This is a genomic window from Acidovorax sp. LjRoot194 (genome assembly GCF_964253015.1).
Classification (GTDB): Bacteria; Pseudomonadota; Gammaproteobacteria; order Burkholderiales; family Burkholderiaceae_C; genus Acidovorax.
This window is the reverse complement of the sequence record NZ_CAXUQB020000001.1, coordinates 3,296,037-3,321,765: the sequence shown is the minus strand read 5'-3', so window position 1 is coordinate 3,321,765 and position 25,729 is coordinate 3,296,037. Positions and strand designations below refer to the sequence as shown.

26 protein-coding genes are annotated in these 25,729 nt (G+C 64.9%); 15 read left to right on the top strand and 11 right to left on the bottom strand.

Annotated elements, in window-relative coordinates; genetic code table 11:
• Positions 1–13 precede the first annotated feature (13 nt).
• The 5 genes from ACSQ3N_RS14925 (at position 14) to ACSQ3N_RS14905 (ending at position 4,451) form a co-directional block, all read left to right on the top strand.
• Positions 14–685: a permease gene (locus tag ACSQ3N_RS14925; protein WP_156370496.1), complete on the top strand. Its 672-nt coding sequence runs from the start codon at positions 14–16 to the stop codon at positions 683–685.
• Positions 686–707: 22 nt separating this feature from the next.
• Positions 708–1,472 carry a CPBP family intramembrane glutamic endopeptidase gene (locus ACSQ3N_RS14920; RefSeq protein WP_056165537.1) on the top strand — a complete coding sequence of 255 codons (765 nt, stop codon included), beginning with the start codon at positions 708–710 and terminating at the stop codon, positions 1,470–1,472.
• A gap of 709 nt (positions 1,473–2,181) precedes the next feature.
• On the top strand, positions 2,182–2,682 hold the full coding sequence (locus tag ACSQ3N_RS14915; RefSeq protein ID WP_056165539.1) for a hypothetical protein: 501 nt from the start codon (positions 2,182–2,184) through the stop codon (positions 2,680–2,682).
• A gap of 91 nt (positions 2,683–2,773) precedes the next feature.
• The gene (locus ACSQ3N_RS14910; RefSeq protein WP_056165540.1) at positions 2,774–3,397 is read left to right on the top strand and encodes a superoxide dismutase; all 624 of its coding nucleotides are present in this window, start codon (positions 2,774–2,776) and stop codon (positions 3,395–3,397) included.
• 100 nt (positions 3,398–3,497) lie between these two features.
• Entirely contained in the window at positions 3,498–4,451 is a 954-nt protein-coding gene (locus ACSQ3N_RS14905) for a ZIP family metal transporter (protein WP_082516817.1), read from the top strand.
• Between the two features lie 382 nt (positions 4,452–4,833).
• Here ACSQ3N_RS14905 and ACSQ3N_RS14900 read toward each other — a convergent pair whose 3' ends face one another.
• Both ACSQ3N_RS14900 and ACSQ3N_RS14895 read right to left on the bottom strand, forming a co-directional pair.
• A complete protein-coding gene (locus tag ACSQ3N_RS14900; protein ID WP_162241064.1) occupies positions 4,834–5,301 on the bottom strand; it encodes a lysozyme inhibitor LprI family protein in 468 nt (155 codons plus the stop codon).
• A gap of 8 nt (positions 5,302–5,309) precedes the next feature.
• Positions 5,310–6,539, bottom strand: coding sequence for a nucleoside recognition domain-containing protein (locus ACSQ3N_RS14895; RefSeq protein ID WP_056165544.1), 1,230 nt, complete (start codon positions 6,537–6,539; stop codon positions 5,310–5,312).
• A gap of 312 nt (positions 6,540–6,851) precedes the next feature.
• Here ACSQ3N_RS14895 and ACSQ3N_RS14890 point away from each other — a divergent pair, with 312 nt between their 5' ends.
• From ACSQ3N_RS14890 to ACSQ3N_RS14860, 7 genes are all read left to right on the top strand, one after another.
• Positions 6,852–7,565 carry a YebC/PmpR family DNA-binding transcriptional regulator gene (locus ACSQ3N_RS14890; RefSeq protein WP_056165546.1) on the top strand — a complete coding sequence of 238 codons (714 nt, stop codon included), beginning with the start codon at positions 6,852–6,854 and terminating at the stop codon, positions 7,563–7,565.
• Between the two features lie 89 nt (positions 7,566–7,654).
• A complete protein-coding gene (locus ACSQ3N_RS14885; protein ID WP_436146684.1) occupies positions 7,655–7,972 on the top strand; it encodes a J domain-containing protein in 318 nt (105 codons plus the stop codon).
• A complete protein-coding gene (locus ACSQ3N_RS14880) occupies positions 7,969–8,547 on the top strand; it encodes a hypothetical protein (RefSeq protein ID WP_056165549.1) in 579 nt (192 codons plus the stop codon). The genes ACSQ3N_RS14885 and ACSQ3N_RS14880 overlap by 4 nt, the downstream gene beginning before the upstream one ends.
• A 145-nt stretch (positions 8,548–8,692) precedes the next feature.
• The gene (locus ACSQ3N_RS14875) at positions 8,693–9,457 is read left to right on the top strand and encodes a hypothetical protein (protein WP_056165551.1); all 765 of its coding nucleotides are present in this window, start codon (positions 8,693–8,695) and stop codon (positions 9,455–9,457) included.
• A gap of 102 nt (positions 9,458–9,559) precedes the next feature.
• On the top strand, positions 9,560–10,849 hold the full coding sequence (locus ACSQ3N_RS14870) for a hypothetical protein (RefSeq protein ID WP_436146683.1): 1,290 nt from the start codon (positions 9,560–9,562) through the stop codon (positions 10,847–10,849).
• 489 nt (positions 10,850–11,338) lie between these two features.
• Positions 11,339–12,511 (top strand): GGDEF domain-containing protein, encoded by a 1,173-nt coding sequence (locus ACSQ3N_RS14865; RefSeq protein ID WP_436146682.1) that lies wholly within the window; start codon positions 11,339–11,341, stop codon positions 12,509–12,511.
• A gap of 273 nt (positions 12,512–12,784) precedes the next feature.
• On the top strand, positions 12,785–13,447 hold the full coding sequence (locus ACSQ3N_RS14860) for a DUF1569 domain-containing protein (RefSeq protein WP_436146681.1): 663 nt from the start codon (positions 12,785–12,787) through the stop codon (positions 13,445–13,447).
• Between the two features lie 180 nt (positions 13,448–13,627).
• Here the strand turns inward: ACSQ3N_RS14860 and ACSQ3N_RS14855 are convergent, their stop codons facing one another.
• From ACSQ3N_RS14855 to ACSQ3N_RS14845, 3 genes are all read right to left on the bottom strand, one after another.
• Positions 13,628–15,031 (bottom strand): hypothetical protein, encoded by a 1,404-nt coding sequence (locus ACSQ3N_RS14855; RefSeq protein WP_436146680.1) that lies wholly within the window; start codon positions 15,029–15,031, stop codon positions 13,628–13,630.
• 45 nt (positions 15,032–15,076) lie between these two features.
• Positions 15,077–15,433, bottom strand: coding sequence for a hypothetical protein (locus ACSQ3N_RS14850; RefSeq protein ID WP_436146679.1), 357 nt, complete (start codon positions 15,431–15,433; stop codon positions 15,077–15,079).
• Between the two features lie 193 nt (positions 15,434–15,626).
• Positions 15,627–16,154 (bottom strand): hypothetical protein, encoded by a 528-nt coding sequence (locus ACSQ3N_RS14845; RefSeq protein WP_436146678.1) that lies wholly within the window; start codon positions 16,152–16,154, stop codon positions 15,627–15,629.
• Between the two features lie 150 nt (positions 16,155–16,304).
• Between ACSQ3N_RS14845 and ACSQ3N_RS14840 the strand changes: the two genes are divergently transcribed.
• Both ACSQ3N_RS14840 and ACSQ3N_RS14835 read left to right on the top strand, forming a co-directional pair.
• Positions 16,305–17,834 carry a winged helix-turn-helix domain-containing protein gene (locus ACSQ3N_RS14840; protein WP_436146677.1) on the top strand — a complete coding sequence of 510 codons (1,530 nt, stop codon included), beginning with the start codon at positions 16,305–16,307 and terminating at the stop codon, positions 17,832–17,834.
• Positions 17,835–17,993: 159 nt separating this feature from the next.
• Entirely contained in the window at positions 17,994–20,108 is a 2,115-nt protein-coding gene (locus tag ACSQ3N_RS14835) for an NAD(P)-binding protein (RefSeq protein ID WP_436146676.1), read from the top strand.
• Positions 20,109–20,151: 43 nt separating this feature from the next.
• Here the strand turns inward: ACSQ3N_RS14835 and ACSQ3N_RS14830 are convergent, their stop codons facing one another.
• Positions 20,152–21,426: an amidohydrolase family protein gene (locus ACSQ3N_RS14830; protein ID WP_436146675.1), complete on the bottom strand. Its 1,275-nt coding sequence runs from the start codon at positions 21,424–21,426 to the stop codon at positions 20,152–20,154.
• 255 nt (positions 21,427–21,681) lie between these two features.
• Here ACSQ3N_RS14830 and ACSQ3N_RS14825 point away from each other — a divergent pair, with 255 nt between their 5' ends.
• Entirely contained in the window at positions 21,682–22,083 is a 402-nt protein-coding gene (locus tag ACSQ3N_RS14825; RefSeq protein ID WP_436146674.1) for a VOC family protein, read from the top strand.
• A 54-nt stretch (positions 22,084–22,137) separates the two neighbouring features.
• On the opposite strand, the gene ACSQ3N_RS14820 is transcribed toward ACSQ3N_RS14825, so the two are convergent.
• The 5 genes from ACSQ3N_RS14820 to ACSQ3N_RS14800 all read right to left on the bottom strand — a co-directional run bounded on the left by ACSQ3N_RS14820 (position 22,138) and on the right by ACSQ3N_RS14800 (position 25,653).
• Positions 22,138–22,875, bottom strand: a complete 738-nt coding sequence (locus tag ACSQ3N_RS14820; RefSeq protein ID WP_436146673.1) for a helix-turn-helix domain-containing protein — start codon at positions 22,873–22,875, stop codon at positions 22,138–22,140.
• A 15-nt stretch (positions 22,876–22,890) separates the two neighbouring features.
• Positions 22,891–23,364, bottom strand: coding sequence for a hypothetical protein (locus tag ACSQ3N_RS14815; RefSeq protein ID WP_056165568.1), 474 nt, complete (start codon positions 23,362–23,364; stop codon positions 22,891–22,893).
• 66 nt (positions 23,365–23,430) lie between these two features.
• Complete coding sequence (locus ACSQ3N_RS14810; RefSeq protein WP_235507309.1) at positions 23,431–24,087, bottom strand: DUF4230 domain-containing protein; 657 nt, start codon at positions 24,085–24,087, stop codon at positions 23,431–23,433.
• A gap of 3 nt (positions 24,088–24,090) precedes the next feature.
• Positions 24,091–24,729 carry a LysE family translocator gene (locus tag ACSQ3N_RS14805; protein WP_436146672.1) on the bottom strand — a complete coding sequence of 213 codons (639 nt, stop codon included), beginning with the start codon at positions 24,727–24,729 and terminating at the stop codon, positions 24,091–24,093.
• Entirely contained in the window at positions 24,730–25,653 is a 924-nt protein-coding gene (locus ACSQ3N_RS14800) for an ABC transporter permease (protein ID WP_436146671.1), read from the bottom strand.
• Positions 25,654–25,729 lie beyond the last annotated feature (76 nt).

Below are 25,729 nucleotides of genomic sequence, written 5' to 3'. Positions count from 1 at the left end.
GGCGAAGCAAACCATGGATCTGATGAAGTTGCTGCGAAGTCTTGAGGAGTTCGTCTTCGAGGCGATAGCTCTGCTGTTCTTCTACCCCAAGACGCTGTTGCGAATCGTCTCAAGGCCGCTCCAGGCCATGGAGTACGCTGAGCAGGAAGAGACTGCGAACAAGCCCGATGCCTATGACAGTGCGGTGAGCCCCCCCTTGCTGTTGTTGCTCACGTTGCTGTTGGTCAATGCCGTGGGCACGGCATTGCATGTCTCGCAAGCCGCGGATGCCGCCCCCCTTGCCCGCCAGATTCTCAACTCTCCGCAGAACCTACTGCTTTTTCGCAGCCTGCTCTTCAGTCTGATTCCGCTGTCAGCCGCAGTGCTGCTGCTGAGAGCGCGCGGGCAACTCACGTCGCGCACCACTTTGCGCCAGCCTTTCTTCGCGCAGTGCTACCTGACCTCGCCATTTGCGTTGGTTGTCTCGATGGGCCTCATCGCCACACAATTGCACGAGCGCAGCACGGCAGCGGTAGGTGCGATTGCGTTCGCTTTGGCGTGCATGTGGATGCTGGGCGTTCAAGCCGCCTGGTTCCGCGTCAAGCTTGGCATCGGCTGGCTGGCTGCATTGGCCATCGGCTTCGGGCTCCTGGTGTGGTCCGGTGCGTGCGTGCTTGGCGTGGTGGCCTTGGTCGCCAGCTTTTGAGTTTGCAAAGGGTCTCACCATCGTGCGTCTCAAACCTCACTGGGTTATCGGGCTGGGCATCTACCTCGCCTATGCAGGCTGGGTGGCTGCGGCATGGGCATTCTTTGGCATCGACTATGCGTCGCTGGGTACGTCGGCAAACCTGCTGCGGGGTGTCATCCTGCCGTTGGGCCTGGCGGCGTTTGCGCTGTGCATTTTCAACGGGCTGGCGCAATGGTGGCCACAGATCACCCGCGAACCCCGCATGCAGGCGCCCATGTATCAGCTCGCGCTGGCGCTGCCCATGTGCGCCTTCATTGCGCTGAACATTCAAGGTGCCGACTGGGCATCGATGGGGCTGCAGCATGCCCTGGTGTTGGCCGGGGCGATGCTGCTCGTGGGTTTTTGCGAAGAGATGGTCCATCGTGGCATCTTGCTGGTGTGCCTGCGCCATGCCCTTGGATCGGAAGCCTGGGTGTGGTTCTGGTCAAGCGCGCTCTTCGGCCTCATGCACGCCAGCAACGCGTTCTTTGGACTTGGCGCGGCGGCGCTGCTGCAGGTGGTACTGGCGTTTTGCGCGGGCACGGCGCTTTATCTGCTGCGCCGGTTGACTGGCAGCCTCTGGGTCGCAATGCTCTTCCACGCCTTGTGGGACTTCTCGAGTCTGGCACATGCCCTGGGGCATGCCACTCAATCCGGCGCTGCACTCACCGCTCTGGGAGCCACCTATCTGAGTGCATTCGTGGTACTGGTCCTGGTTCTGCGCAAAAGGCCGGAGGTGGTCATCAACACGTACTATCCAAGCTGACAGGTGCAAGGGGTCCCTAGGCGTCCCCCATCGAATCGCCGCATCGTCACCATCTCTTTTGGAATCGCCACGTTCGCGATCATTGGGGCGTCCTTGGCCCCTCTATTGCTGCCCGCGCCCACAACAAAATGCACACACCTCAGTACACCGGTTCGGTTTACGAGGATTGACAGCTTCCCCGTAAAGGTCAGTCGAGGCACACGCCAGTTTCCTCTGGTGGAATAAAGTTACGTTGCTTCCGGCAAGAGCTATACCAGCACCAATATCTTCTGCGGAGCGAACGATAACGTCGTGGTGGATTGGAATAGAGTCGCCCGATTTTTTCATGATGCAAAGAATGGGGTGGACGTGGAGGCTTGGTTTGCCCCCTCTTCACCGGAGTCGGCATGCCTCTCCATAACATCCGAGTTCCGGTACTCCGTGGTGTCCAGCACATCCGCTCAATGTCGCTCAGACTGAGGCTGAGGATTCAACGAAGTGAACATGCACGGCAAGCTGGGCAGTTCCGCTCATTTCAAACGGCGAGCGTCCGGTTTGCCAGCGCCAAAGGTCGCCTAAATTCAGCGCCAACGCATGCGGCGCCACCGCAACTGCCCGGCCAGCCTCCCAAATCCCTGCGCTAGACATTTTAATTGAGAATGCATATCATTTGCATGCCTGAGTACGCCACCTTCGTCCACCGCAAAAGGCTTCCCCCAGGAGCATTGCCATGGACACCGGCTTACACCCCCGCCCTCACCGACCCGCTGCCACCCCCCACCATCCCGCCACGCTGACGCGCTGGCAGCATGCCGCGCAGCGTGCGCGGTCCGCACAGCAGCTGGGCCAGTGGCGCATGGCCATGGCGTACCAGCACCAGGCGCTTGCCCTGTCGCTGCAGCTTCTGGAGCGCACGCCGCCCGCAGGGCATGAGGACGACTGCATTGCCGCGGCGGTGGTCTCGCACCTCAACGTGGCCGACCTGCAGGCTGAGGCGGGGGAGCTCGAAGAGGCGACACAGATCCTGTGCCGGGCCCACACCCTGTTGCTGGGCCTGATGGCCGATGCGCGCCATGGTGTGGCCCTCCAGCAGGCGGCTTGGCGCCATAGCCGGGAGACGCACGCAGCGCTGTTACGCCACGTACAGACCCACGGCGCACACCCGTTGATCACGCATACCCTGGCTGCGGCCCACGCCGTTCAAGCGGTGGGCGGGGCAGGGCACCACTGAGTCCCGCTTTCTTTTCGAGTCTGCGCCGTCCGCAGCCTTTGCATTCCGTTCTTCCAAGCTTTTTCAACCCAGTCTGCCTTCCAAGGACACCATGCCCCATACCTTGCCCGCCTTGCCCTATGCCTACGACGCGCTGGAGCCGCACATCGATGCCCGCACGATGGAGATCCACCACACCAAGCACCACCAGACCTACATCAACAACCTGAACGCGGCGCTGCAGGGCACGCCGCATGCCGACCTGCCCATTGACGAACTGGTCGCGCGGCTGGTGTTGCTGCCTGAAAACCTGCAGGGCCCCGTGCGCAACAACGGGGGCGGGCACGCCAACCACAGCCTGTTCTGGAGCGTGATGTCGCCCCAGGGCGGAGGCCAGCCGCAGGGCGACGTGGCGCGCGCCATCGACACCGACCTGGGCGGCTTCGACGCTTTCAAGGACGCTTTCACCAAAGCGGCGCTCACGCGCTTTGGCAGCGGCTGGGCGTGGCTGTCGGTGACCAAGGCGGGGCAGTTGGTGGTGGAAAGCACGGGCAACCAGGACAGCCCGTTGATGGCGGGCCTGATGTCCGGCCACACGCCCATTCTGGGCCTGGATGTGTGGGAGCACGCCTACTACCTGCAGTACCAAAACCGCCGCCCCGAATACATCGCGGCGTTCTACAACGTGGTGGACTGGGCCGAGGTCGGGCGCCGCTACGCGCTGGCCCGGGCCTGACAGGCCCGCCCGGCCTGCATCAGCCACACCGCAGCCCAGCGATTGACCCGCTCTGTACCGCCCCCTGACCGATCCAGCCCGACTGACCCCAGGAGCCGCCATGCCCACCCCGCCCACCTCCCTGACGTCGCCGGACACGGCGGATGAACCGTTGCTGTCCGCAGAGCCTGGCGCGCGCAGCGACGCTGCCTTGCACTGGCGGCAGTGGATCGGCCTGGGCATCGTCCTGCTCGGTGTGGTGGCTGCGTTTGCCCAGGTGTGGGCCTGGATTGCCAACCAGCCTGTGGTGCTGGGCGCCCTGTGGGGCGGGCTGGCCGCGGCGCTGGCCACGGCGCTGGGCACCTTGCCGGTGATGCTGTCGCAGCGGCTGTCCGAGCGCACGCAGGACACGCTGTTCGGCTTTGGCGCGGGCGTGATGCTGGCGGCGTGTTCGTTCTCGCTGATCATTCCGGGCATCCAGGCTGCGCGCGCTGGCGGCGCAGGCGCCTGGGGCGCGGGCGGCACAGTGGGGGCGGCCATTTTGCTGGGCGGGTTGGTGTTGCTGCTGATGGAGCGGTTGCTGCCCCACGAGCATTTCATCAAGGGGGTGGAGGGCGCGCAGGCGTCGCGCACCCTGCGGCGCACCTGGCTGTTCGTCTTTGCCATCGGCCTGCACAACCTGCCCGAGGGCCTGGCGATCGGCGTGGCCTATGCCGGCGGCGATGCACTGCGTGCGAGTGCCCTGGCCACCGGCATCGCGATCCAGGATGTGCCCGAAGGCTTGGTGGTGGCCGTGGCGCTGCTCGCTGCGGGGTACCGGCGCTCGCTGGCGGTGGGGCTGGGCATGGCTTCGGGTTTGGTGGAGCCAGTGGGCGCGGTGCTGGGGGCTGCGGTGGTCAGCTATTCGGCCAGCCTGCTGCCCTGGGGCCTAGGGTTCGCAGCCGGTGCGATGCTGTTCGTGATCAGCCACGAGATCATTCCCGAGTCGCACCGCAAGGGGCATGAGGCCTGGGCCACCGGGGGGCTGATGGTGGGGTTTGTGATCATGATGCTGCTGGACACCGCGTTGGGGTGAAGGGGCGTCGATAGGGCTCGGAGGCAGGGGCCTGTCAGTGCCGTAAACCCGTGGCGTGCGGTGTGTTCGGTGCTCGGCCTCTGAATTGAAACTCTCGGCGCGCGCCTCACGCCATATGCCGTTGCTATATTTGTGATAGCTGCTGGCGCTTGATAGATGCGCGGTAGAGGCAAATTTTGTTCAAAAAACCGAGCGCAAGACCGTGGGTTGGATCGCTCATCGCGGCTCCAGCCTCACAGCCATTCGCTGCAGTTGCGCCGCTTGCACAGCATGGGCTGCATCTGCCGTTGCTATATTTATGATAGCTGGTGGCGCTTGTTGGATGAGCGGTAGAGGCTAATTTCCCTCAAAAATCTGAGTGCAGAACCGTGAGCCGGCTCGCTCATCGCGGCTCCAGCCGCTCGGCCATTTGGCGCAGTTGGGCAGCGCGCGCAGCGTTGGTCGCGGCCACGCACACCAACCGGCGCATTTCAAGGCCGCTGCCTATTGCGCCGCCGCCCAGCGACTTGTGCAGGTCGCAGTGCGCCGCCCGGTGCGTGGCGAATGCCCGGTCGGCAGCGCTCAGTTGCCGCCGCGCAATGGCTTGGTACTTGGCGCTCTCGTCCCATTGCGCTATGGCCGACAGCAGCCCGGTGCGTGCTTGCGCCATCTCGCCCTCACTGGCCGTGGCAGCATGGCGAAGGCAGACCAGCCTGTCGGCCTGCGAATAGCCGTCGCAGTCGTCAGCCGCCAGGGCGGCGGGGGAGGCAAGCGCAAGACCCAGACCGAGAACGAGACCGATAACAATCGCAGGAAGGACCCGCGCAGCGCCCATCACGCGGCCGCAGGCGGTTGGGTAGGTGTTCAACATGGCGCGCATCACCCAAAGAACCAGTAGCACACCGCAATGGCCGCCACCACCCCGGCCAGCTCAGCCAGCAGCGCGCAGCCCACCGCGTGCCGGGCGCGCTGGATGCCTACCGCCCCAAAGTACACCGCCAGCACGTAGAACGTGGTCTCGGTGCTGCCCTGGATGATGGCGGCGGCCAGGGCCGGAAAGCTGTCCACGCCGTGCGTCTGCATGGTCTCGATGAGCATCGCGCGCGCGGCGCTGCCGGAAAACGGCTTGACCAGGGCGGTGGGCAGGGCGTCGACAAAGCGCGTGTCCGTACCCAGCGCGGTCACGCACCAGCGGATGCCGTCCAGCACATAGCCCAGCGCGCCCGAGGCGCGGAACACCCCCACCGCGCAGAGCATGGCCACCAGGTAGGGCAGCAGGTTCTTGGCCACGTCGAAGCCTTCGCGTGCGCCTTCGATGAAAGCCTCGTACACAGCCACCTTGCGCCAGGCGCCAATCGCGACAAAGGCCACGATCAGCGCAAACAGCGTCAGGTTGCCCAGCAGTGACGACAGCTGGGCCAGCGCGGCGCCGCTCAGGGTGGCCAGCAGCGCCATGAAGCCGCCCAGCAGCAGCGCCGCAGGCAGCAGGTAGGCCAGCACCACCGGGCTCCACAGCGGCAGCCGCTGCACCACCGCCACGCTGACCAGCCCCACCAGCGTGGATGCCGAGGTGGCCAGCAGGATGGGCAGGAACACCAGCGTCGGGTCCGGCGCGCCCTGCTGCATGCGGTACATGAAGATGGTCACCGGCAGCAGCGTGAGGGACGACGCGTTGAGCACCAAAAACAGGATCTGCGCGTTGGTGGCGGTGTCGGGCTCGGGGTTCAGCTCCTGCAGCGCCTTCATGGCTTTGAGGCCCATGGGCGTGGCAGCGTTGTCCAGCCCCAGGGCGTTGGCGGCAAAGTTCAGGGTCATCAGGCCCAGGGCGGGGTGGCCGCTGGGCACCCCCGGCATCAGCTTGGCGAACAGCGGCGCCAGCCACCGCGCCAGGGCGTCGACGATGCCCGCCTTCTCTGCGATGCGCAGGAACCCCAGCCATAGCGTGAGCGTGCCGAACAGCAGCACCATCACCTCGACCGACAGCTTGGCCATGGTGAACAGAGCCTCGACCATCGCGGCAAAGATCTGCGCGTTGCCACCCACCAGCCATTGCGCCAGCGCGGCCACGGCCGCCGTGAGAAAAAAGCCCAGCCACAGGATATTGAGCATCAGGAGTCCGTCATTCCAGGGAAATGGGTTGGTCGCGTAGAGAGCGGGGGTGCAGAGCAACGGACTCTTCATCCGCTGCTTTCTGTCTGTCGGCCTGTCTGCTTGCCTTCCTGCGAGGTTACCTTTCCTTGTGCAGGGCAGGGTCTGGCGGCGTGGCAACCGGGCAACGGTGGACACAGTGGTACCCTATAGGGTTCGGTTCAGTTCACCGCGGGCGGCTTTGCAAAGGCTGGTTTCATGCGCTGATGAACGAGCCCCCGTACAAGGCGCCCTGGCGCGCCGCACACCAACACCAAGGAAAAGAGGTCCATCATGGGCGCGCAGTGGAAGGCAAAAGGCAAGGCGTTGGTCGCCGACGCCAAGGGCAAGCTGTTTGGCAAGCTGGTCAAGGAAATCACCGTGGCCGCGCGCGGCGGTGCCGACCCCGCTGGCAATTCGCGGCTGCGCCTGGTGGTCGAGCAGGCCCGCAAGGTGTCCATGCCCAAGGACACGCTCGAGCGCGCCATCAAGAAGGGCTCGGGCACCGGCGCCGACGCGGTCAACTACGAGCGCGTGATCTACGAAGGCTTTGCGCCCCACCAAGTCGCCGTGATGGTCGAATGCCTGACCGACAACGTCAACCGCACCGCCCCTGAAATGCGCGTGCTGTTCCGCAAGGGTCAGTTGGGCACCTCGGGCTCGGTGGCGTGGGACTTCAACCACGTCGGCATGATCGAAGCCGAGCCCGCCAACGCCGATGCCGACCCCGAACTGGCCGCCATCGAAGCCGGTGCGCAAGATTTCGAAGCCGGTGACGAAGAAGGCACCACCACCTTCTGGACCGACCCGACCGACTTGGACCTGGTGAGCCGCGCGCTGCCAGCCCATGGCTTTACCGTGCTGTCGGCCAAGCTGGGCTACAAGCCCAAGAACCCGGTGAACCCCGCCAGCCTGAGCGCCGAGCAGCTCGAAGAAGTCGAAGCCTTCCTGGCCGCCATCGACTCCAACGACGACGTGCAGAACGTGTTCGTGAGCCTGGGCGGTTGAACCACCATCACGATGCCGGGTCCCACGCCTGCCTTGCGCAGGCCGCTGCCCTCGGCGTGTTTGTCGTTGCCATCTTGGGGACCTGATTCATGACCGCAGACCACTACGCCGCCCTGGGGCTCGCGCCCAACGCGTCGCTGGCCGACATCAAGAAGGCCTTTCGGCAGAAGGCGTCGTTCTACCACCCGGACCGCAACGACGCGCCCGACGCCGCGCAGCGGTTCCAGGCGGTGCAAAAGGCCTACGAAGTGCTGTCTGACGACACCGCCCGCCAGGCCTACGACGACAACCGCCGCCGCAACCTGCTCGACGACCCGCTGCAGACCGCGCAGGAGATCTGGCAGGCCTACGCCCGCGACATTCTTTCTACTTCTTCTTCTTCACCTTCTTCTTCGCCCGCTCAGTGAAACTTTCTCCTTACTTCTACGACCTGCGTTCGGCCTACCAGGCCGAGCTGGATGATCTGGTGTCCGACTCCGAGGGCAAGGATGTGCTGCGTAAGCGCCTGGCCGAAAAGCGCAACGAAATCGCCTTTCTGGTGCAGATGATGGAACTGGCGCCCGAAATGGTCGCGGTGGCCTTTCACCAGGGCTTTCGGTTTGCCAAGCCCGCTGCCGTCGAGAACCTTCTGGGCCTGCCCCAGGACGAACTTCCCGACTGGCACAGCCTGACCCACGCCGTCACGCTGGAGCCCTGGGCGCAGAGCCTGGCCCAGACCGTGTTGCGCGAGCCGCAGGGCGCGCGCTTTCTGGCGGTGGCTGCGGGGCTGGAGTACACGCTGCTGCACGCCCGCTTGGCACCCGCCGCGCAGGCTGCAGAGGGTGATGGCGACGATGCGGAAGACGGCGAGGACGCGGCAGAGCACGACGACGACTTCAACACCTTGAGTGCAGACGACGCGGCGGACCCGAAAAACAGCCGCGACCGGGACGAGGCCAGCTCCAACTGGCTGTCGGACGTCGGCTTTGACCGGAAGGACTAGCCCCCCTGAGGCGCTGCGCGCCTTCCCCCCCGAGGGGGGACGCCTCCGGTGGACCGGCTAAGCCGGATCCACGGTGGCGCTGGCGATGGCGGCACGCCAGTTTTTAGCGGTCTGCGCATGGCGCAGCGACAACCAAGGAGTACGCATGAGCACCAGCAACAACACCCACCTGGCCCTGATCACCAAGACCACCAGCCTGATTGCGGCGGGGGACATCGTGGGCGCAGAGTCGGCGCTGGCCGAGTTGGCCGACACCGATGGCGACGGCGCGCTGATGGTGGTGCTGGACCAGCTCGCGCCCAAGGACATCCTGGCGGTGATGCGCGAGTACGACGACTCCAAGGCTTCGGTGGTCAACCTGCTGGTCACGCCCGAGCAGTTTGCGCGCGCGATGGTGCTTGAAAAGCAGTACAAAGACCTCACGCACACGCACCTGCGCAACATGGTCAATGCGGTGGTCTTCCGCGACGACGCGGACCCGGTGGCTTTCCTCACCGCCATCGGCGACCTGGAGGGCGGCGCCGAAGCGCTGGCCAACTACTTTGCCGAGAAGTGGAGCCGCCTGGAGGCCTTTGCCCGCACCGGCACGTTCGACGCGGTGGAAGACTACGGCGTCACGCTGACCGACGATGAGCTGCTGGCGTCCGGCTATGTGCAGCCCCGCGTCGACCAGGACGAGGTCGCCGACCGCGACTGGATGCAGATGGCTTGGCTGCTGCGCTACGAGTGCCGCGATCTGTTCATCGAAACCCTGCTGGTGCTGCGCGCCAAGGCCCGGGCGTTCGATCTGGGTCTGGAAGAGGGCGACGAGCCGTCTGAAGAAGACGACGGCAAGTTCGAAACCAGCGAGACCGACCGCGGCAAAGCCACGCCGGCTGCCCGCGCCTCGGATGAAGAATCCGCTATCTAGATGACAACCCCCTGTGGCGGGGCGGCCCTTGCACGGCGGCCCTGGCTGGGGCCGCGCCAGTTTCGTGACACCGCGACGACGCGCAGCGCGATGGAAACCTGAATGACATTGCCTCACACACCACCCATCGATTCGCCTGCCGCACCCGGCGCGCTGCAACTGCACGATGCCCGCCCGTTCTTCGACAAGGCCCTGGCCTACGGTGTAGCGCACGGCATCATCGGCGCGGACCGGCTCGCAGCGATCCACACCGATGCCCCCAAAGGCATGGTGCAGATCGCGCGCTACTTCGGCAGCGAGTTCCTGCGGCCCGAGCTGGAAAAGGCGCGGGACCGCATGGTTAACCTCGTGAGCTTGTACTTGCTGGACACCACCGGAGGCGATCTGCACGAGGCGGCTGTCTCGTTGCGCGACAACTCTTTTCTGTCGCGCTCCAAGGGCGGCTCCGACATGCTCAAGCGCCTGATCGCCATGCCCGAGAGTAGCAACTTCGGCATGGCAGGCTATGCGGATGCGGAGACCCCGCTGCTGGCCGTGTGGTCGTTGCGCAGCCACGCCGACTACCGTACCGAGCTCGCGCGCCGCACACAAATGGCCACCGCCATCGGCGCCGCCCGGTGGCTGGCCCAGCAGTACGAACTGGACGAAGACGAGCTGGAAGCCGCAGGTGCCGATGCCGAGGCGGTGATCCGCACGGGGCTGCTCATGCAGGCGCTCGCGCCCCGCGCCGTAGACCTGGGCGAATGGCCCAATGCGGTCGGTTTTGAAAAGATCGTCACGGCCCTGCGCAAGAAGAAAGTGGCCGCGCCTGCCACGCTGCGCCTGCCAGCGGGCCTGCCCGCCGACCTGCGGGGCGCTGTAGAGGCGCAATGCGCCACCGTGCTGTCCGACCTGCCCAAGCTGCTGGACGCCGCCACACCGCTGCGCAACCTGCTCCGGCCCACCGGCACCTTTCGGGCGCGGTACTTTCTGCTGGACGACCCGCTGGCCGAGGTGGACGAGTACCACCGCAGCCTGGACGCGCTCGATGCCGACGAAGAGCCCCCGCAGCCTGCCAGCAAGACCTGGACGAAAACGGTGCAGGGCAACGACGACGAACACTCGCTGCTGACGCTGTTTTTGTGCCTGGCTGCGGGTGTGCCCAAGAAGACGCTGCTGACCGAGAAGACTGCCGCCAGCCTGGTGCGCAAGGTCCGCAAGTCCGGCTGGCAGCCGGCGCTGGCTGCGGACTTCATCGGCAGCCATGCCCCCGGCGTGCACCGGCAGGACTACAACACGCTGTGGACCAGCTTTGTGCAAGACGCAGAGAAGACCTTGCTGAGCGACATGGACTACCAGATGCACGACGCCCTGGCGCTGCTGCGCCGGGAGTGCAACGTGGTGGGCGACTGAAGCCGCTGACGACACCGACGAGACTGACGTCGTAGCGCCCGGGTGCTGCGCCGGGTCGCGACGGCCGGTCTGGGCCGCCATGCAGCGGTGCCAAGCCATGGACCGCAGGTGGGCCAGCACGCACAGAACCTTCGGGTCAATGATGAAGATGCCGTCGGAGTCCACGCCACCATCCGGTGCGTCCCACTGCCGGTCGCGTGCGCTGGTATCGAGTTAGAGCCACCTGCAGCAGCCCGGTGCGGCCTTGCGCAGACATCAAACCGCACTGCATGAATCGCATCGCACAGACCGGCACCGCACACAGGGGCGAGCGACTTGCTTCACTGTCATCCGCATGAGGTCATGCTCGGTTAACATGAGGCCGCTTTCATGCCCTGCAGCGTGCGCTCTCGGATGATCGATCTGTCTGAGACGCCGAGCCTGCAGGGGAGACCAAGCCCGTGCCCGCGGCCCACCCGCCCCAGTTTTCTGCCCAGCTTCTTCGCGTACGTGCACAGTCCCACCCTCGTCATTCTGGCGGCCCTGTTGGCTGCGCTGGTCACCTCCGTGCTCTACGCCGTGTGGTACTTCCACCGCAACATCCCTGGCCTGCGCCTGTGGGTGCTGTCGTTTCTGGGGGCCACGGTGTTCAGCACCACACTGCTGCTGCGCACCTTCATGCCCGAGGTGGTGTCGGTGTTGCTGGCGCAGGGCTCCATCGCACTGGCCTCGTACACCTGCCTGATGGGCAGCCGTGCCTATGTCGGCCGCAGTCCCCTGGGGCATGGCGCCGCCGCGGTTGGCATGGTGCTGCTGCTGGCGCTGTCAGCGTACTTCACGGTGGTGCACCCGCAGCCGGGCGCGCGGTTTGCGCTGGCGGGGCTCTTTTCTGGGCCCTGTTTTTTGCTCACGGCGCGCACGCTCGCACGCGGCGGTTTTCGCAATGTGCCGGTGCGCTACCTGGTGGGATTGGCGATTGGCGCGCACGGGCTGTTCGTGCTGGTGCGGCCCGCGCTGTTCAAGCTGTCGTCGCCCCTCACAGGCTTTCAGTGGAACGACGAACTGCTCGAGGTGCTGTCCCAGTTCGTGGTGCTGGAGGCCACGCTGGCGCTGGTGCTGATCGGCTTTGGCGTGCTGATGCTCACGCACGAGTTCACCACGCGGGAGTTGCGCCACCTGGCCGAGGTCGACCCGCTGACCAGCGTGTTCAACCGCCGCGCGTTCCTAACGCTGCTGGACAAGGCCATCAGCAACGCGCAGCGCATGCAGAGGCCGCTGCCCGTGCTGGTGATGGACCTGGACCATTTCAAGCGTATCAACGACACCTGGGGCCACCACTGCGGCGACGATGTGCTGCGGCACTTCGTGCAGGTGGCGGGCCGCTGCCTGCGCAAGGAAGACGTGATGGGGCGGCTGGGCGGCGAGGAGTTTGCGATCTTCTTGCCCAACGCCGACGGCCCCGGCGCGGCGGCGGTGGCTGAGCGCTTGCGCGCGACGGTCGAGTCCCAACTGGTGGAGGGCCTGGGGCCGCAGGGCCGCAACGGCCCGCCGCTCACGGTGAGCGTTGGCGTGGCGCTGTTTGCGGTGGCGGACACTGGCGAGGCCGTGCTGCAGCGTGCAGATGAGGCCATGTACCTGGCCAAGCAGCGCGGCCGCAACCGCGTGGAGATGCCGGAGCGCTAGCACCCGCGGCAGCGACGTTGTCGCCCCGATGTGCCCGATGTGCCCGATGTGCCCGATGTGCCCGATGTGCCCGATGTGCCCGATGTGCCCGGTGTGCCCGATGTGCCCGGTGTGCCCGATGTGCGCGCGGCCGCCACAGGCCTTGGGGGCGGAGAGAAGGCACTTCGCCCCTCCAGAACACGCGGTTGTGTCGCCTGCCCGACCTTGCTGCGTGGCAGGCGGGCGATGGCCGGTCGCACAATGTCAGTCCCCCCATTCCTCCCCAGAACCCCGATGAGCGAGCAGACAGGCACGGCACGAACATCACATGGCGGCGCGGCCCCTTCACACCCGCTGGCAACCCCTGCGGGCGATGCGGCACGGTCGCCGTCCGCATCCCGCCGCCGGGCGCTGACATTGGGCGCTGGCATGGCAACGCTGGGCGTGGCAGTCGGGGCGGGCTACTTGCTGTACCAGCCCAGCCATGACCGGCAACTGGTCTACGCCCGCATCAGCGACGCCATGAAAGAAGTAGACCGCCTGCACGCCGCGTCCGCCCAGCCACTGGAGCCCGCCACCGCGTGGACCTGGTCGCAGACGCTGGAGCACTGCGCGCAGAGCATCGAGTTTTCGTTGGCGGGATTTCCCGAGCCGAAGTCGGCGGTGTTCCAGCGCACGGCCGGGACCACCGCATTCAGCCTGTTTGCCTGGCGCGGCCGCATGAGCCATGACCTGGCAGAGCCCATTCCGGGTGCGCCGGCGCTGACTGCGCCGATAGCGGATGCATCAGCCGCCCTGGCCCGACTGAAGGCCGCCGTGACAGCGTTTGAACTGCACCCAGGCCCGAAGCATCCGCATTTTGCCTATGGCGTGCTCAGCCGTGCGCAGTACGAGCAAGCCCACGCCATGCACTTGGCCAACCATCTGTCTGCGTTTGACGCGCGCATTTCTCGTTGAGCGACTGACCGGTTTTGCAGACAGCTTGGATGGATGAAGCAACCTGGAACGTGCACCAAAACCTCGGTGGGGCAGGCAGGCTGCCCACCCTTGCGGCCATCGCTCATTCGATGAAAGTATCAGCGACCCAGCCAGCGGTCCTGCATAGCGAATTACGAACCATGGTTTTTGCTCACGCTGTCACTCGCTGTCAAAATATCTCGCGGGCAATGCTGGTGCGGTACTCGGAATCTCCACTAGCTGCGTATTGAGCCATGCTTGAGGCGCAGGATTGGATGGATTTTTTGCGTAGGCTCCCACATAAGGCGCCATTCGAGTGGTTTGGTAGACAGTGGGCGTCCATCCAGCCGGTGCCAGAAACAACGTGGTACCTCTTTTTTCACTGTATGGACATGCACCGTATGTAGATATGTTCCACAACGTTTGCGTGTAGGTTTCATAGTCCGCAGTGTGACGCTTTGAGCCGATCGAGTACGGCCAGCCTTCAAGTTGGAAAAAGCTGTTGTAGTCCCCTGGGCGCGCCAGCGGATTGTTAACCGTTCGTCCCGTTAAAAACGAGAGAATAAGACCACAGTCTGGTGGGGAAAAATCGCTGGATATATTCAGGTAGTACGTTCCCGTCACGTTGACCAAGCTCGTATAGTGTGAATTACCAATGTCGTGCTTTGTTGTCAAAGCGCTCGACTTCAGCATCTCATCCATGGGCGTGACACTACCGGTCGACGATGGCAGATCATCTTTTGCGCAGATTGCGACGAAGTGGCCACCGCCCAGTAAAAGTGTCAAAAAACACGTGACGGTGTCTGAATTCCAGGAAATTCCAGCATCGATGAATGGCATCGGCATATAACCGCTGAGCAAGTAGGAAATGGGCTCGGCATTTCCGCTTGATGCCATTGTGGGAAGCCAGAGGGTGAGTGGCCCGCTTGGACTTGCGGTCACAATATAGTTTTTAAGAAAATCGAGAAGAGCGATGTCGTCGCTGTTGCAGATGCCGGTTTCCGTGCCTTGCCATTGATCCAGAAAAACCGCTACAGCCCCAGCCAGCTGCCCGCCGGTGAAGTCTGCGGGCATGACATAGCCGCTCTTGCAAGGCTCACTCGGTGTTGCTGAAATCTGAGATGCAGATCGAATGTTGGGCCCGAACATGCTGTTGGAGAAGTCTTGGCCATTTTCAAATGGCGGATTTGCCAGCACACCCAGCGGTACAACGTAGCCGCCGTCTTTGCCAGAAGGTATGCTGTTATATAGGTTCAGATGAGGTGTAATCGATGTGCCATGGTAGCCAGGAGCATCGAATTCGCCGATCACTCCCATTGGCAAGTTGAGGGCAATATTCGCAGGTCCGCCCTCAGGATTGACGGAGTAATTTATGCTCAATACATAGCCTTCAGCGACAAGCTGAAAGCTGCCAGCGCAGCCAGCCATCCCATTCGCGGTGATGTTTATCGTCCCGTTAGGTGCGACAGCCGGAGTGGATGGAGTGGGGGGAGATCCAATTGTAGATGTCGGGCTGTTAAATGTGAGCGATACCGACAGTCGATTGACGATCAATAAGTTGATGCTCGTTTCCGTAGAAGGCATGTACATCTCCGAAATGATTGAATTCCCCCCGCTCGCAAATTAAATCTACGCTTGATTCAGCGTAACGCTGAAGTTGGAAGTTGCGTTCCGAGGATTGGCTATATAGTAATTTTTCCCTGTGGTGAGCTTTCCACCAGGGACGACGGTTCCATTCGTCGCGTCTTTGACTGGCGTAGGGTCTTCCTTGAGTGAAATGTCTTGTTTGATATCAAACACGATGCCAGAGGGCAATGACAAGGTAATGGGTCCGCCATCATCGCTAATGAGAGTGAAGTTCGGTCCGGACCGATGGGACTGGCCGGATTCGGGTTTTGGAAGCGAGGTTCCTGCGGCAATAACAGTCATTTTGAATTCCTTCGATTTGTGAAATTTAACAATAAAAATCGGCAGCTTGTTTTGCACTTGCCGATCGCTTCAAATAAGCATTGCTCAGTGCGTAGCTCTATTTCAACGCCCATTCGCGAAACAGGCCATTACATTCATAAAATCCGAGGGGGTATTTTATTGATAGAATGCTCGGTATTCAATGTAATAAATATGAATTTTTGATGGGCGAATTTGTTTTTATTTATTCAGGCCTGTCAAATTTTATAGATCAGCAAGCGCCGAACAGGGTGATATTGGCGATGACGCTACCGTTCAGGTAGATCGTGGCCTTCAGGCCGGTGGGAATGAAGCTGCCGCAGGTTTGTGCGCACACCTTGATCTGGCCGCCCACTGGAATATGCACTGGGGAGGTCACGCAGTAATTGCCATAGATCGGAATCGTGAAGCAGATCTTGTTGGTGGATGCGTTGTAACTTGCGCCCACGCAGACGGAAAGCTTCAGCGCATGCACGCCTTCCAGCTGCGCGGCGGCGCCAGCACTGGCCTGCAAGGCCTGTGCGTGGCTGTTGCCTTCGGCGAAACCGGCTTCCGCGAAGTTGGGCACTTGGGCAGAGTTGTCATTGGCATTGTTTTGGTTGCAATTGCAGTCAGACATGGTTTTTCCTTGGAAATGGGATTTTCTGAAAGTAATGCCGGCGTCAAGAGTGACTGGGTCCAGCGTTTTCTCATGATGCTTTTGATTAATTTTAAATATCGATTTAATAATATTTAAAATGTTTTCTTTTTTTCGCTTCATGAGTGAAAGAATTCTCTGTCGTACGTCGCCTTATTGCCCTTAAGGGAAGCTGGCAAAAACTTAATAGTTCTGAAAAAGTTCTTGGTGTAGAGTCCGCCGGGCCACCTGGGGGGTGCATTGCACAGGTGATGAGAAACAGAGGCCAAGACCATGGAATTCACGTTTTCCCACTTCACGCTGAGGGTCCACGAGCGACAGTTGCTTTCCGACGGGAAGCCCGTCTTGCTGGGAGCGCGCGCTTTCGATGTTCTGTGTGCCCTGGTTCACAAGGCCGGCGCACTGGTGACCAAATCGGAGTTGTTCAGCCTGGTGTGGCCGGGCGTGGTGGTGGAGGAAAACAACCTGCAGGTGCATGTGTCCTCACTGCGCAAGCTGCTGGGCTCCGAGGCGATCGTGACGATCCCGGGGCAGGGCTACCGGTTCGTGGCGCACGTTGCGCCGGTGGCGGTGGACGGCAGCGCCTCGGAGCTTCGGCCGTCCGTGGTGTCCAGTGCCTCCCGGTCGGTGGCGGTGCTTCCTTTCGGCGTCGCCGCGGGAATGTCCGACGACGGGTATCTGGCCGATGGCATGGCCGAGGACATCATCAACCGGCTCTCCCGGTCGCGCTGGTTGTACGTGATAGCCCGCAACTCGTCGGTGAGCTACCGGCACCCATTGCCTGCGAGCGGCACCATCAGCCGGGAGCTCGGGGTCCGGTATCTCGTCTCCGGTTTCATCCGGTGGACCGGCAAACGCCTGCGGGTGACCGCAGAGCTCATCGACGGCCCGCGCAATGAAACCATCTGGGCGCAGAGCTTCGACCGGCCGGCGGACGACCTCTTTCATGTCCAGGACGAAATATCGGCCGCCATCGTCAGTGCCATCGAGCCCGCCTACCTGCGGCGCGAAGAGTGGGCCAGCAGCCAGTCCACACCCCGTGACCGCGAGCATTGGGAGCTGTTGATGCGCGCGCGCTGGCATTTCTGGCGCACCACGCGCGAGCACATGGACAAGGCAGAGCACTTTGCGAAAAAGGCGCTGCAGGCCAAACCCGACGATCCGCCGACCCTGGCCATGCTCGCTTTCATCTTGATGTCGCGGGTATGGGCAGGCTGGTCGGAGTCTCCACGCATGGACATCGCCGAGGCCAACCGGCACGCCCTGCTGGCCGTCAGCCACGACGACAACGACGCCTTCGCGCATTTCACGCTGGGCACGGTGCTGTCGTTCTCGCGCAATTTTCCGCAGGCGATCTCCGAGCAGGAACATGCGCTGTCCATCTACCCGCAACTGGCCGCTGCTGCCGGCGAACTGGGGCGCCTGCTGGCGTTTTGTGGACGCACCCAGGAGGCTGCAAGCTACGTGCTGCAGGCCTGCGAGGCCAGTCCGCTCGACCCGCACATGAGCCTGTGGCTGCGCACACGGGCCCTGGCATGCTTCATCGAGCGCGATTACGAGGCCGCGCTGAAGTTTGCCTTGCAGGCACTGTCCAAGCGGCCGGACTGGTTCTTCAACCACTACCTTCTGGCGGCATGCCAGGTAGCCGCTGGCCATGTCGAAGATGGCCAGCAAACCCTGCGGCAGGCCCAGAAGTTCGGGCCCTACACCATGCAGGCCTTGAAGGCCGGACACCCCTTCGCAGCCGACGCGCATCTCAACGAGTACACGCACTGCCTGCGCCAGGCGGGCTGGAGCGAGTGAACCCGTTCAGCCACGCGGCCATGGGTTTGGCCGTCGGCCGTCATTCGTCATGCGTCATCCGTTACTTGCAAGTTGCCAGTCCTTAGTTTTTAGTTTTTAGTTTTTTAGTCATTCATTTATCCACAACAAGCCGCCTGAAATTCACTGGAGAGGGAAACCATGCCTGAAACGAATGCACCCCAGAAGATCGCCATCCTCGGAGGCGGCCTAGCCGCCCTGACCGCGGCCTACGAGCTGACCCGCCAGCCGGGCTGGCAGCAGAAATACGAGATCACCGTGTACCAGATGGGCTGGCGGCTGGGCGGCAAATGTGCGACCAAGCGGGGGCCCAACAACCGCATCGAAGAGCACGGCATCCACGGGTTTCTGGGCAGCTACTACAACGCGCTTCCCCTCATGGCCGACTGCTACAAGGCGCTGGGCCGCCCGGCCGACGCCAAGCTCGCCACGTTCGAGCAGGCGTTCATCCCTGAGAGTTTCGTGCTGATGTGGGAGTTCGAGAACGGCGGCTTCAAGCGCTGGCCCATGACCGTGCCGACCAACTCGCTCACCCCGGACGATTCCTCATCGCTGCAGACCATTCGGCAGTGGATCGGCGGCCTGGCCGAGACTGCGCAGGGCCTGATCGACCCCCAGGCCGTGCCGGGCCTGAGCGAGATCCACCAACTGGAACTGCGCGCCGGGCAGGACATTTTGCGGCGCCTGCAGGCTGCCATGCTGGATGAGAACGCCGAGCTGGCGGAGAACCACCCGGTGCTCGACGAAGTGTGGGGCTGGCTGAACGCGCGGCTGAAGGCGTTGATCGAGGGCAACGACGACCTGCGGCGCCTGTACATCCTGCTCGAATACCTGATGGCCATCGTGCGCGGCGTCTTGGCCGACCGCATCATCGAGCGGGGCTTCGATGTGATCGACAACGAGAATTTCAGCGACTGGCTGACCCGCCACGGCGCGTCGGTCATGACGGTGTCGTCCCCGCTCGCGCTCAACACCGTCAACCTGTCCTACCAGTACCCGCAGGGCGACACGGCCCGCACGGCCAGCATGGCGGCAGGGGCGTACCTGCACTGGTCGCTGCGCAGCTATGCATACATGGGCGCATTCGCCTGGCTGTTTGCCGCGGGCACCGGCGAGACCGTGATCGCGCCGCTGTACCTGGTGCTGCGCCAGCGCGGCGTGCAGTTCGAGTTCTTCCACAAGGTCGAGAACCTCGCGCTGTCGGCCGACGGCGAGTCGGTGGCCGCCGTGCAACTGGGCGTGCAGGCGACGCTGGTGAATCCGGAGGCGCCTTACGAGCCCCTGGTGCCGGTCGAGGGATTGCCGTCGTGGCCTTCCGGCCCGGGCTATGACCAACTGGTGCAAGGCGATGCGCTGCGTGAGCAGAACATCGACCTGGAGTCGTACTGGACGCCCTGGAAGAACGTGGGCCAGAAGACCCTGAAGGCCGGCGAAGACTTCGACCAGGTGGTGCTGGCCATCGCGGTGGGTGCCGTGCCTTACCTGTGCAAAGAGCTGCTGGCGGCACGCCCCGCCTGGCGCACCATGGTCGAGAAAGTGCCCACCGTACAAACGCAAACCATGCAGGTGTGGCTCAACCGCAGTACCACCGACCTGGGCTGGGACATCCCACTGAAGAACCCCACGGACACGGTGATCGGCGCCACCTACATGAACCCGCTGGACGGCCAGGTGGACTTCACCCATCTGCTGCCGTGGGAGTCGTGGCCGGCCAGCCAGACGCCCAAGTCCCTGTGGTACTTCTCGGGTGCCATGGCCGACTACGAGCCACCGCCGCCACTCACCGACACGGACTACCCGGCACGGGCCCATGCGCGGGTCAAGGCGCAGTGCATTCAGTACCTGCAGGTGTGCATGGGGCCATTGCTGCCCAAGTCCACCACCAATGTGGTCTCGCCACCGGGCGACCCGACCGGCATGGATTTCAGCCTGCTGCAGGACCACGACCCGGCCAATGCAGGGCAGGGCGTGCAGCGGTTCGATCAGCAGTTCTGGCGCGCCAACATCGACCCGTCGGAGCGTTATGTGATCAGCCCGCCGGGCAGCACGGCTGCACGGCTCAAGGCCTGGGAGTCCGGTTTCAGCAACCTGGTGCTGGCGGGAGACTGGATCTACACCGGCCTGAACGTGGGCAGCGCCGAGGGCGCGACCATGGGCGGAAGACTCGCGTCGCACGCCATCAGCGGGTACCCGGCGTTGGCAGACATCGTGGGATACCCGGTGCCTGCAGCGACTCCGCCCACATCGCCGGTTTAGTCCGTTTAGGCCGTTTAGGCCACCGTGCTTGATTTCGAATAACTCATCCGGCCAGGAAGGCCACGCTGCCCGGCCGCCCCGGCAGGTCGAGCATGGCCATGGGCGCGGGGCTGCTGGCGATCTTCTTGCCGCGGCGGTACACCGCCAGCCGCGTGGCGCGCAGCCGGATCGCCTCGACCGGGTTGCGCGCGTGCAGCAGCACGAAGTCGGCATGGCAGCCCGCCTGCAGGCCGTAGCCCTCCAGGCCCAGCAGCCTGGCAGGGTTGACCGTCACCGCGTCGTAGCACTGGAGCATGGCGGCCTGGCTGGTCATCTGCGCCACGTGCAGGCCCATGTGGGCGGCCTCCAGCATGTCGGCGCTGCCGCCGCCATACCAGGGGTCCATCACGCAGTCGTGGCCGAAGGCCACCGTCAGGCCCGCGGCCATCAATTCGGGCACGCGGGTCATGCCGCGGCGCTTGGGGTAGGTGTCGTGGCGGCCTTGCAGCGTGATGTTGATGAGCGGGTTGGCCACCACGCCCAGCTGTGCCTCGGCCATCAGCGGGATGAGCTTGCTCACGTAGTAGTTGTCCATGCTGTGCATCGACGTGAGGTGCGAGCCTGCCACGCGGCCGTGCAGGCCCAGGCGGTGCGTCTCGTGCGCCAGGGTTTCTACATGGCGCGATAGCGGGTCGTCCGACTCGTCGCAGTGCATGTCCACCCGCTTGCCCAGCTTGTCCGCCAGCTCGCACAGAATCTTCACGCTCTCGGCGCCCTGGGCCATGGTGCGCTCGAAGTGGGGAATGCCGCCCACCACGTCCACCCCCAGCTCCAGAGCGCGGGTCAGGTTGTCGAGGCCGCCGGGCGAGCGCAGCACGCCGTCCTGCGGAAACGCCACCAGCTGCAGGTCCAGGTACGGCGCCACGCGCTGCTTCACGTCGAGCAGGGCCTGCACCGGCAGCAGGCTCGGGTCGCTGGTGTCCACATGCGATCGGATGGCCAGAAGGCCGTGCGCCACGGCCCAGTCGCAGTACGCAAGGGCGCGCTGCACGATGGCATCGTGCGTGAGCTGCGGCTTGAGCTCACCCCACAGGGCGATGCCTTCGAGCAGGGTGCCGCTCTGGTTCACGCGCGGCTGGCCATAGCTCAGCGTGGAGTCCATGTGGAAATGCGCGTCCACGAACGGCGGGCTGACCAGCAGGCCGCCCGCGTCCACGGTCTCGTGGGCGGGGGCTTGCAGGCCCTCGGTCACTTCGGTGATGCGCCCGTCCTGCACCGCGATGGAGACATCGGACCGGCCGTCGGGCAAAGTGGCGTGGGTAACGAGCAGGTCGAGCATGGTGTGAGGGAGTGCTGGGAGGGCAGGGTGGGCGAAAGAGCTGGGAACATCGCCATGACGCGCTGTCCACGGGTGTGTGGTGCAGTGTAGAGCGCCCGCGCGGTGCTGTGGGCCGAGCAGCATTCATGCCACGCACCGGCCGCAGCCCGTGCCTGTGGGTCGCGCTTCGGGCCGCGTGTCGGATTTCTTCAAGACACCCGCTCGCCCCGCGCCTATGCTGCACGCTTTTCCTGAACCTGAAAAAGGCCCCCTCCCATGCAATTTGGCTACACCATCCTCTACGTCGAAGACGTTCCCCAGACCATTGCCTTCTACGAAGCCGCGTTCGGCCTCACGCGCCGGTTCGTGCACGAGGCTGGCGACTATGGCGAGCTGGACACCGGCGCGACCGCGCTGGCTTTCTCGTCACTGCGCCTGATGACCGAGCTGGGCAAGAACCCGCAGCGCGCCACCGCCCAGGCCCCCAGCTTCGAGATCGCGTTCACCACTGCCGATGTGGCTGCCGCCGTGCAGCGCGCCGTGGCCGCCGGTGCGAGTCTGGTGCATGCGCCCGAGCAAATGCCGTGGGGCCAGACGGTGGCCTACGTGGCCGACATCAACGATGCGCTGGTGGAGCTGTGCACGCCCGTGGCGCCGCCGCCCGCCACCGCCGGGTAAACCAGGTTGGTGGCCGAGGACGCAACGCACACTGCCGATCCGCAGGAAGCGCACTCACCCATAGCCCGCCTGCGCCACTGTGGCCAGCAGTCCGGGCGAGCGGCGCAGCGCTGACGGCGACTGCCCCAGCCAGCGCAGGCAGTCGCGGCTGAGGTGGGACTGGTCCGCATAGCCGTGGTCGGCCGCAATGCCGGCCAGCGCCTCGCCGCCGCCCAGCGCCTGCGCCGCGCGGCGCACCCGGGCCAGGGCGCGCCAGTAGCTGGGCGGTTGCTGGGTCGCGGCACGGGTGAGGCGTTCCAGGCTGCGCTCCGACACCCCCAGTGACCGCGCCGCAGCCGCCACGGTGGCGGTGTGGGCCAGGGTGTGCAGGGCTTCCTCCACGCGCGCCTCCAGGTGCGTGTGCGCGTCGATGGCGTCGAGCAACTGCTGCTCCACGGTGGTGTCGATGTGCACTTGCTGGCTGCTCCACGAGGCCCTGCGCGCGGCCTGCGACCAGATGGCCTGCGCAGCGCGGATCAGCGCCGGGGCCTGCACCACCGTGCCCGGCCGCAGCCGGTAGCCGCGCCAGAACTCGTGGGCGGCCCCGGGCACGGTGACTGCGGCATCGGCCAGCGGCGATACCTGCCAGGCAGGGCGGCCCGCCGCATCCACATGCAGGATCAGGTCGCAGCAGCCATCGGGCAGCACCACCGTGGCGCCGGGCTCGGTGGTGCTTTGCTGCCAGCGGGCCAGCAGGCTGCGCGGCAGCAGCTCTGCGGCAGGCGGGGCGGGCGGCGGCTGCAAAAGATCCATGGCGGGATGGCGCCGTCAGCGCAAGGGCGTGGTGCGGTAGCGCATTGCGCCGGGCCGGTGGCCTGCGTCGATGGTGATGCGAAACACGCTGTCGTCATGGCCCGACTCGGCCCGCGCGGTGAAGCGGATGCCCTGCGGCGTGGCCTGGCAGCGCATCTGGCTGAGCGAAATGGAGGCGTGGTCGTTGTTCAGCGCCGCCACGCCCACGGTCTTCACCTCGTGCGCGGAGTCGGTGTCGTCACGGCGCAGCCACTGGATGTACAGGAACGACTGGGCGTACCGCGTGGCATGCACGATGCGGTACATGCCCCTGCGGCTGCCATCCTTGCCGGGCGGGGCGGGCCATTCGCCGCAGGCCTGCACCCAGTCCACATCGGGCTCTGCGGCAAAGGCGCCATAGGGCAAGTCCATGCCCAGTGCGTGGGCGTTGCCGGCGGCTGCAAGCATCAGGGCCATGGTCCACAGTGCGGGCCGAAAGAGTTTGTGCATGGGTATCGAAGGGTTGTCGCAGAGGCGATGGCACAGGGTTCGGGTCAAGGCTCACTCAAGGCTCACTCAAGGCTGCCAGCGCACCTGCACCGTCCAGCCCGTGGCGGCGAACAAGGGCTTGAGCACCGCCTCGGCATTTTCCTTGGCGGTGGCCACGGTGCTGCTGGCCTGGCAGGTGCGCTCCACATCCTGCTGCGCGCGCTGCAGGGCAGTGTCGATGGCCTGCGTGCGGTGGGCCGAGCCCGGGATCAGCGGCTCGATGCCCGTGCCCTGCACCGCGTAGAAGTACGAGCCGCCCTGGTCGCGCGGGCCGTGGTCCACGCGGGCGGACAGCGTGGCGGGCACAGGCAGCCGCAGCACGGCGGTGCGGGCTGCAGCGTCCACCGCTTCGTAGCGGGCCTGGCGCATGTCGGCGCCCACCAGGCAGTCGCCGCGGGCCACCAGCAGCACCTGCGTGCCGCCCAGCTTCAGCTCCCACTGCGTCCACGGAATGCCCTGCGTGATCTGCTGCGTGAACTCGATGACGTTGGCATACCGCACCTTGACCGACACCAGATGGCCCATGTCCTCCAGCGTCAGCAGGGCAGGCGGGGGAGGCGGCGCGGCAGGCCGGTGCAGCACGGCCCACAAACCGAGCCCGCCCAGCACCATGCCCAGGGCGGTGCCGGCGATGGCCGCGGCCAGCGGGCTGCGGCGCGGCGTGGCGACGACGGTGTCCGCCACGGTTCAGGCGCCGTGGCGCCGGTAGCCTGCCAGCAGTGCCGCAAGCACACCCATGCCCACGGCGCAACTGCGGTTGAGCCAGCGCAGCCCGCGCTGCGACAGCCACCGCACGGCCTGCCAGCCCGCGGCGGCGTAAGCCACCATGACCAGCGTGTCGAGCCCTACGAAGAGCGCGCCCAGCACCGCGTACTGCAGCGCCTGCGGCTCGGCCGGGTCCACGAACTGCGGCAAAAAGGCTGCGAAGAACAGCAGCGTCTTGGGGTTGGACAGCGCCACGCCCAGACTGCGCGCAAACGCTGCCCGCCCCACGGTCTGCTGGCCTGGCACCTGGGCCACGGCGGCCTGCACATCCACCGGTGGGCTGCGCCACAGTTGCACGGCCAGCCACAGCAGGTAGAGCACGCCGGCAATGCGCACCGCGTTGAACAGCGTGGCCGATGCATTGAGCAGCGAACCGAGGCCCACCGCCACCACGGCGATCAGGATGCCTGCACCCAGCCCCGCGCCCGCCATGCCCCAGGCCGCACGGCGCATGCCGCCGGCCATGCCGTTGGCCAGCGCCAGCAGCATGGTGGGGCCGGGGATCACGGCCAGCGCCAGCGAGGCGGCGGCGAACATGAGCAGGGTTTGCAACGTGGGCATTCAGCGTTCTCCTTTGCGGTAGGGCTTCAGCAAGGCCTGAGGATACGCGGCCTTGCGCGCCACCAGCACCAGCGCCAGGATGGACAGCAGGTACGGCAGCATCAGATACACCTGGTACGGCAGCCACGCATCGCCCGCCTGCTGCAGCCGCAACTGCAGCGCATCGCATAAGGCAAAGAGCAAAGCGCCCAGCAGCGCCTTGCCCGGCCGCCACGAGGCGAACACCACCAGCGCCACGCAGATCCAGCCGCGCCCGTTCACCATGTTGAAGAAAAACGCGTTGAACGCCGACAGCGTGAGGAAGGCGCCCGCCACGCCCATCAGTGCGGAGCCGGCCACGATGGCCCCGGTGCGCGTGGCCGCCACCGGAATGCCCTGGCCCTCGGCCGCCTGCGGGTTCTCGCCCACCATGCGCACCGCCAGGCCCAGCGGGGTGCGCATCAGCACCCAGGCCAGCAGCGGCACCAGCACCAGCGCCAGCAGCGTGAGCGGCGTTTGCGCCGACAGGATGGGTATGCCCAGCCACTCCATGGGCGCGAACGGCTCGATGGTGGGCGGCGTGTTCACCTTGGGGAAGCTCACGCGGTAGCCGTAGTACGACAGTGCCGTGGCCAGCAGCGTGATGCCGAGGCCCGACACATGCTGCGACAGCGCCAGGCCCACCGTCAGCCACGCATGCAGCAGCCCGAACACCGCACCCGTGAGCGCCGCCACCATCACCCCCGTCCACAGGCCGTGCCCGGCATACACGGTCAGCCAGCCCGTGAAGGCCCCCGCCACCATGATCCCCTCGATGCCCAGGTTCAGCACCCCCGCGCGCTCGCACAGCAGCACCCCCAGCGTGCCCAGGATGAGCGGCGTCGCCACGCGCAGGGTGGCGATCCAGAAGGCCGGGTTGGCGAGGATATCGAGCAACTCGGTCATGCGGCGGCGCTCCAGGCTGTCACTATCAAATTAATAGCTGCTAGCGCTTGATAGACAAGCGGTAGAGGCATTTTTT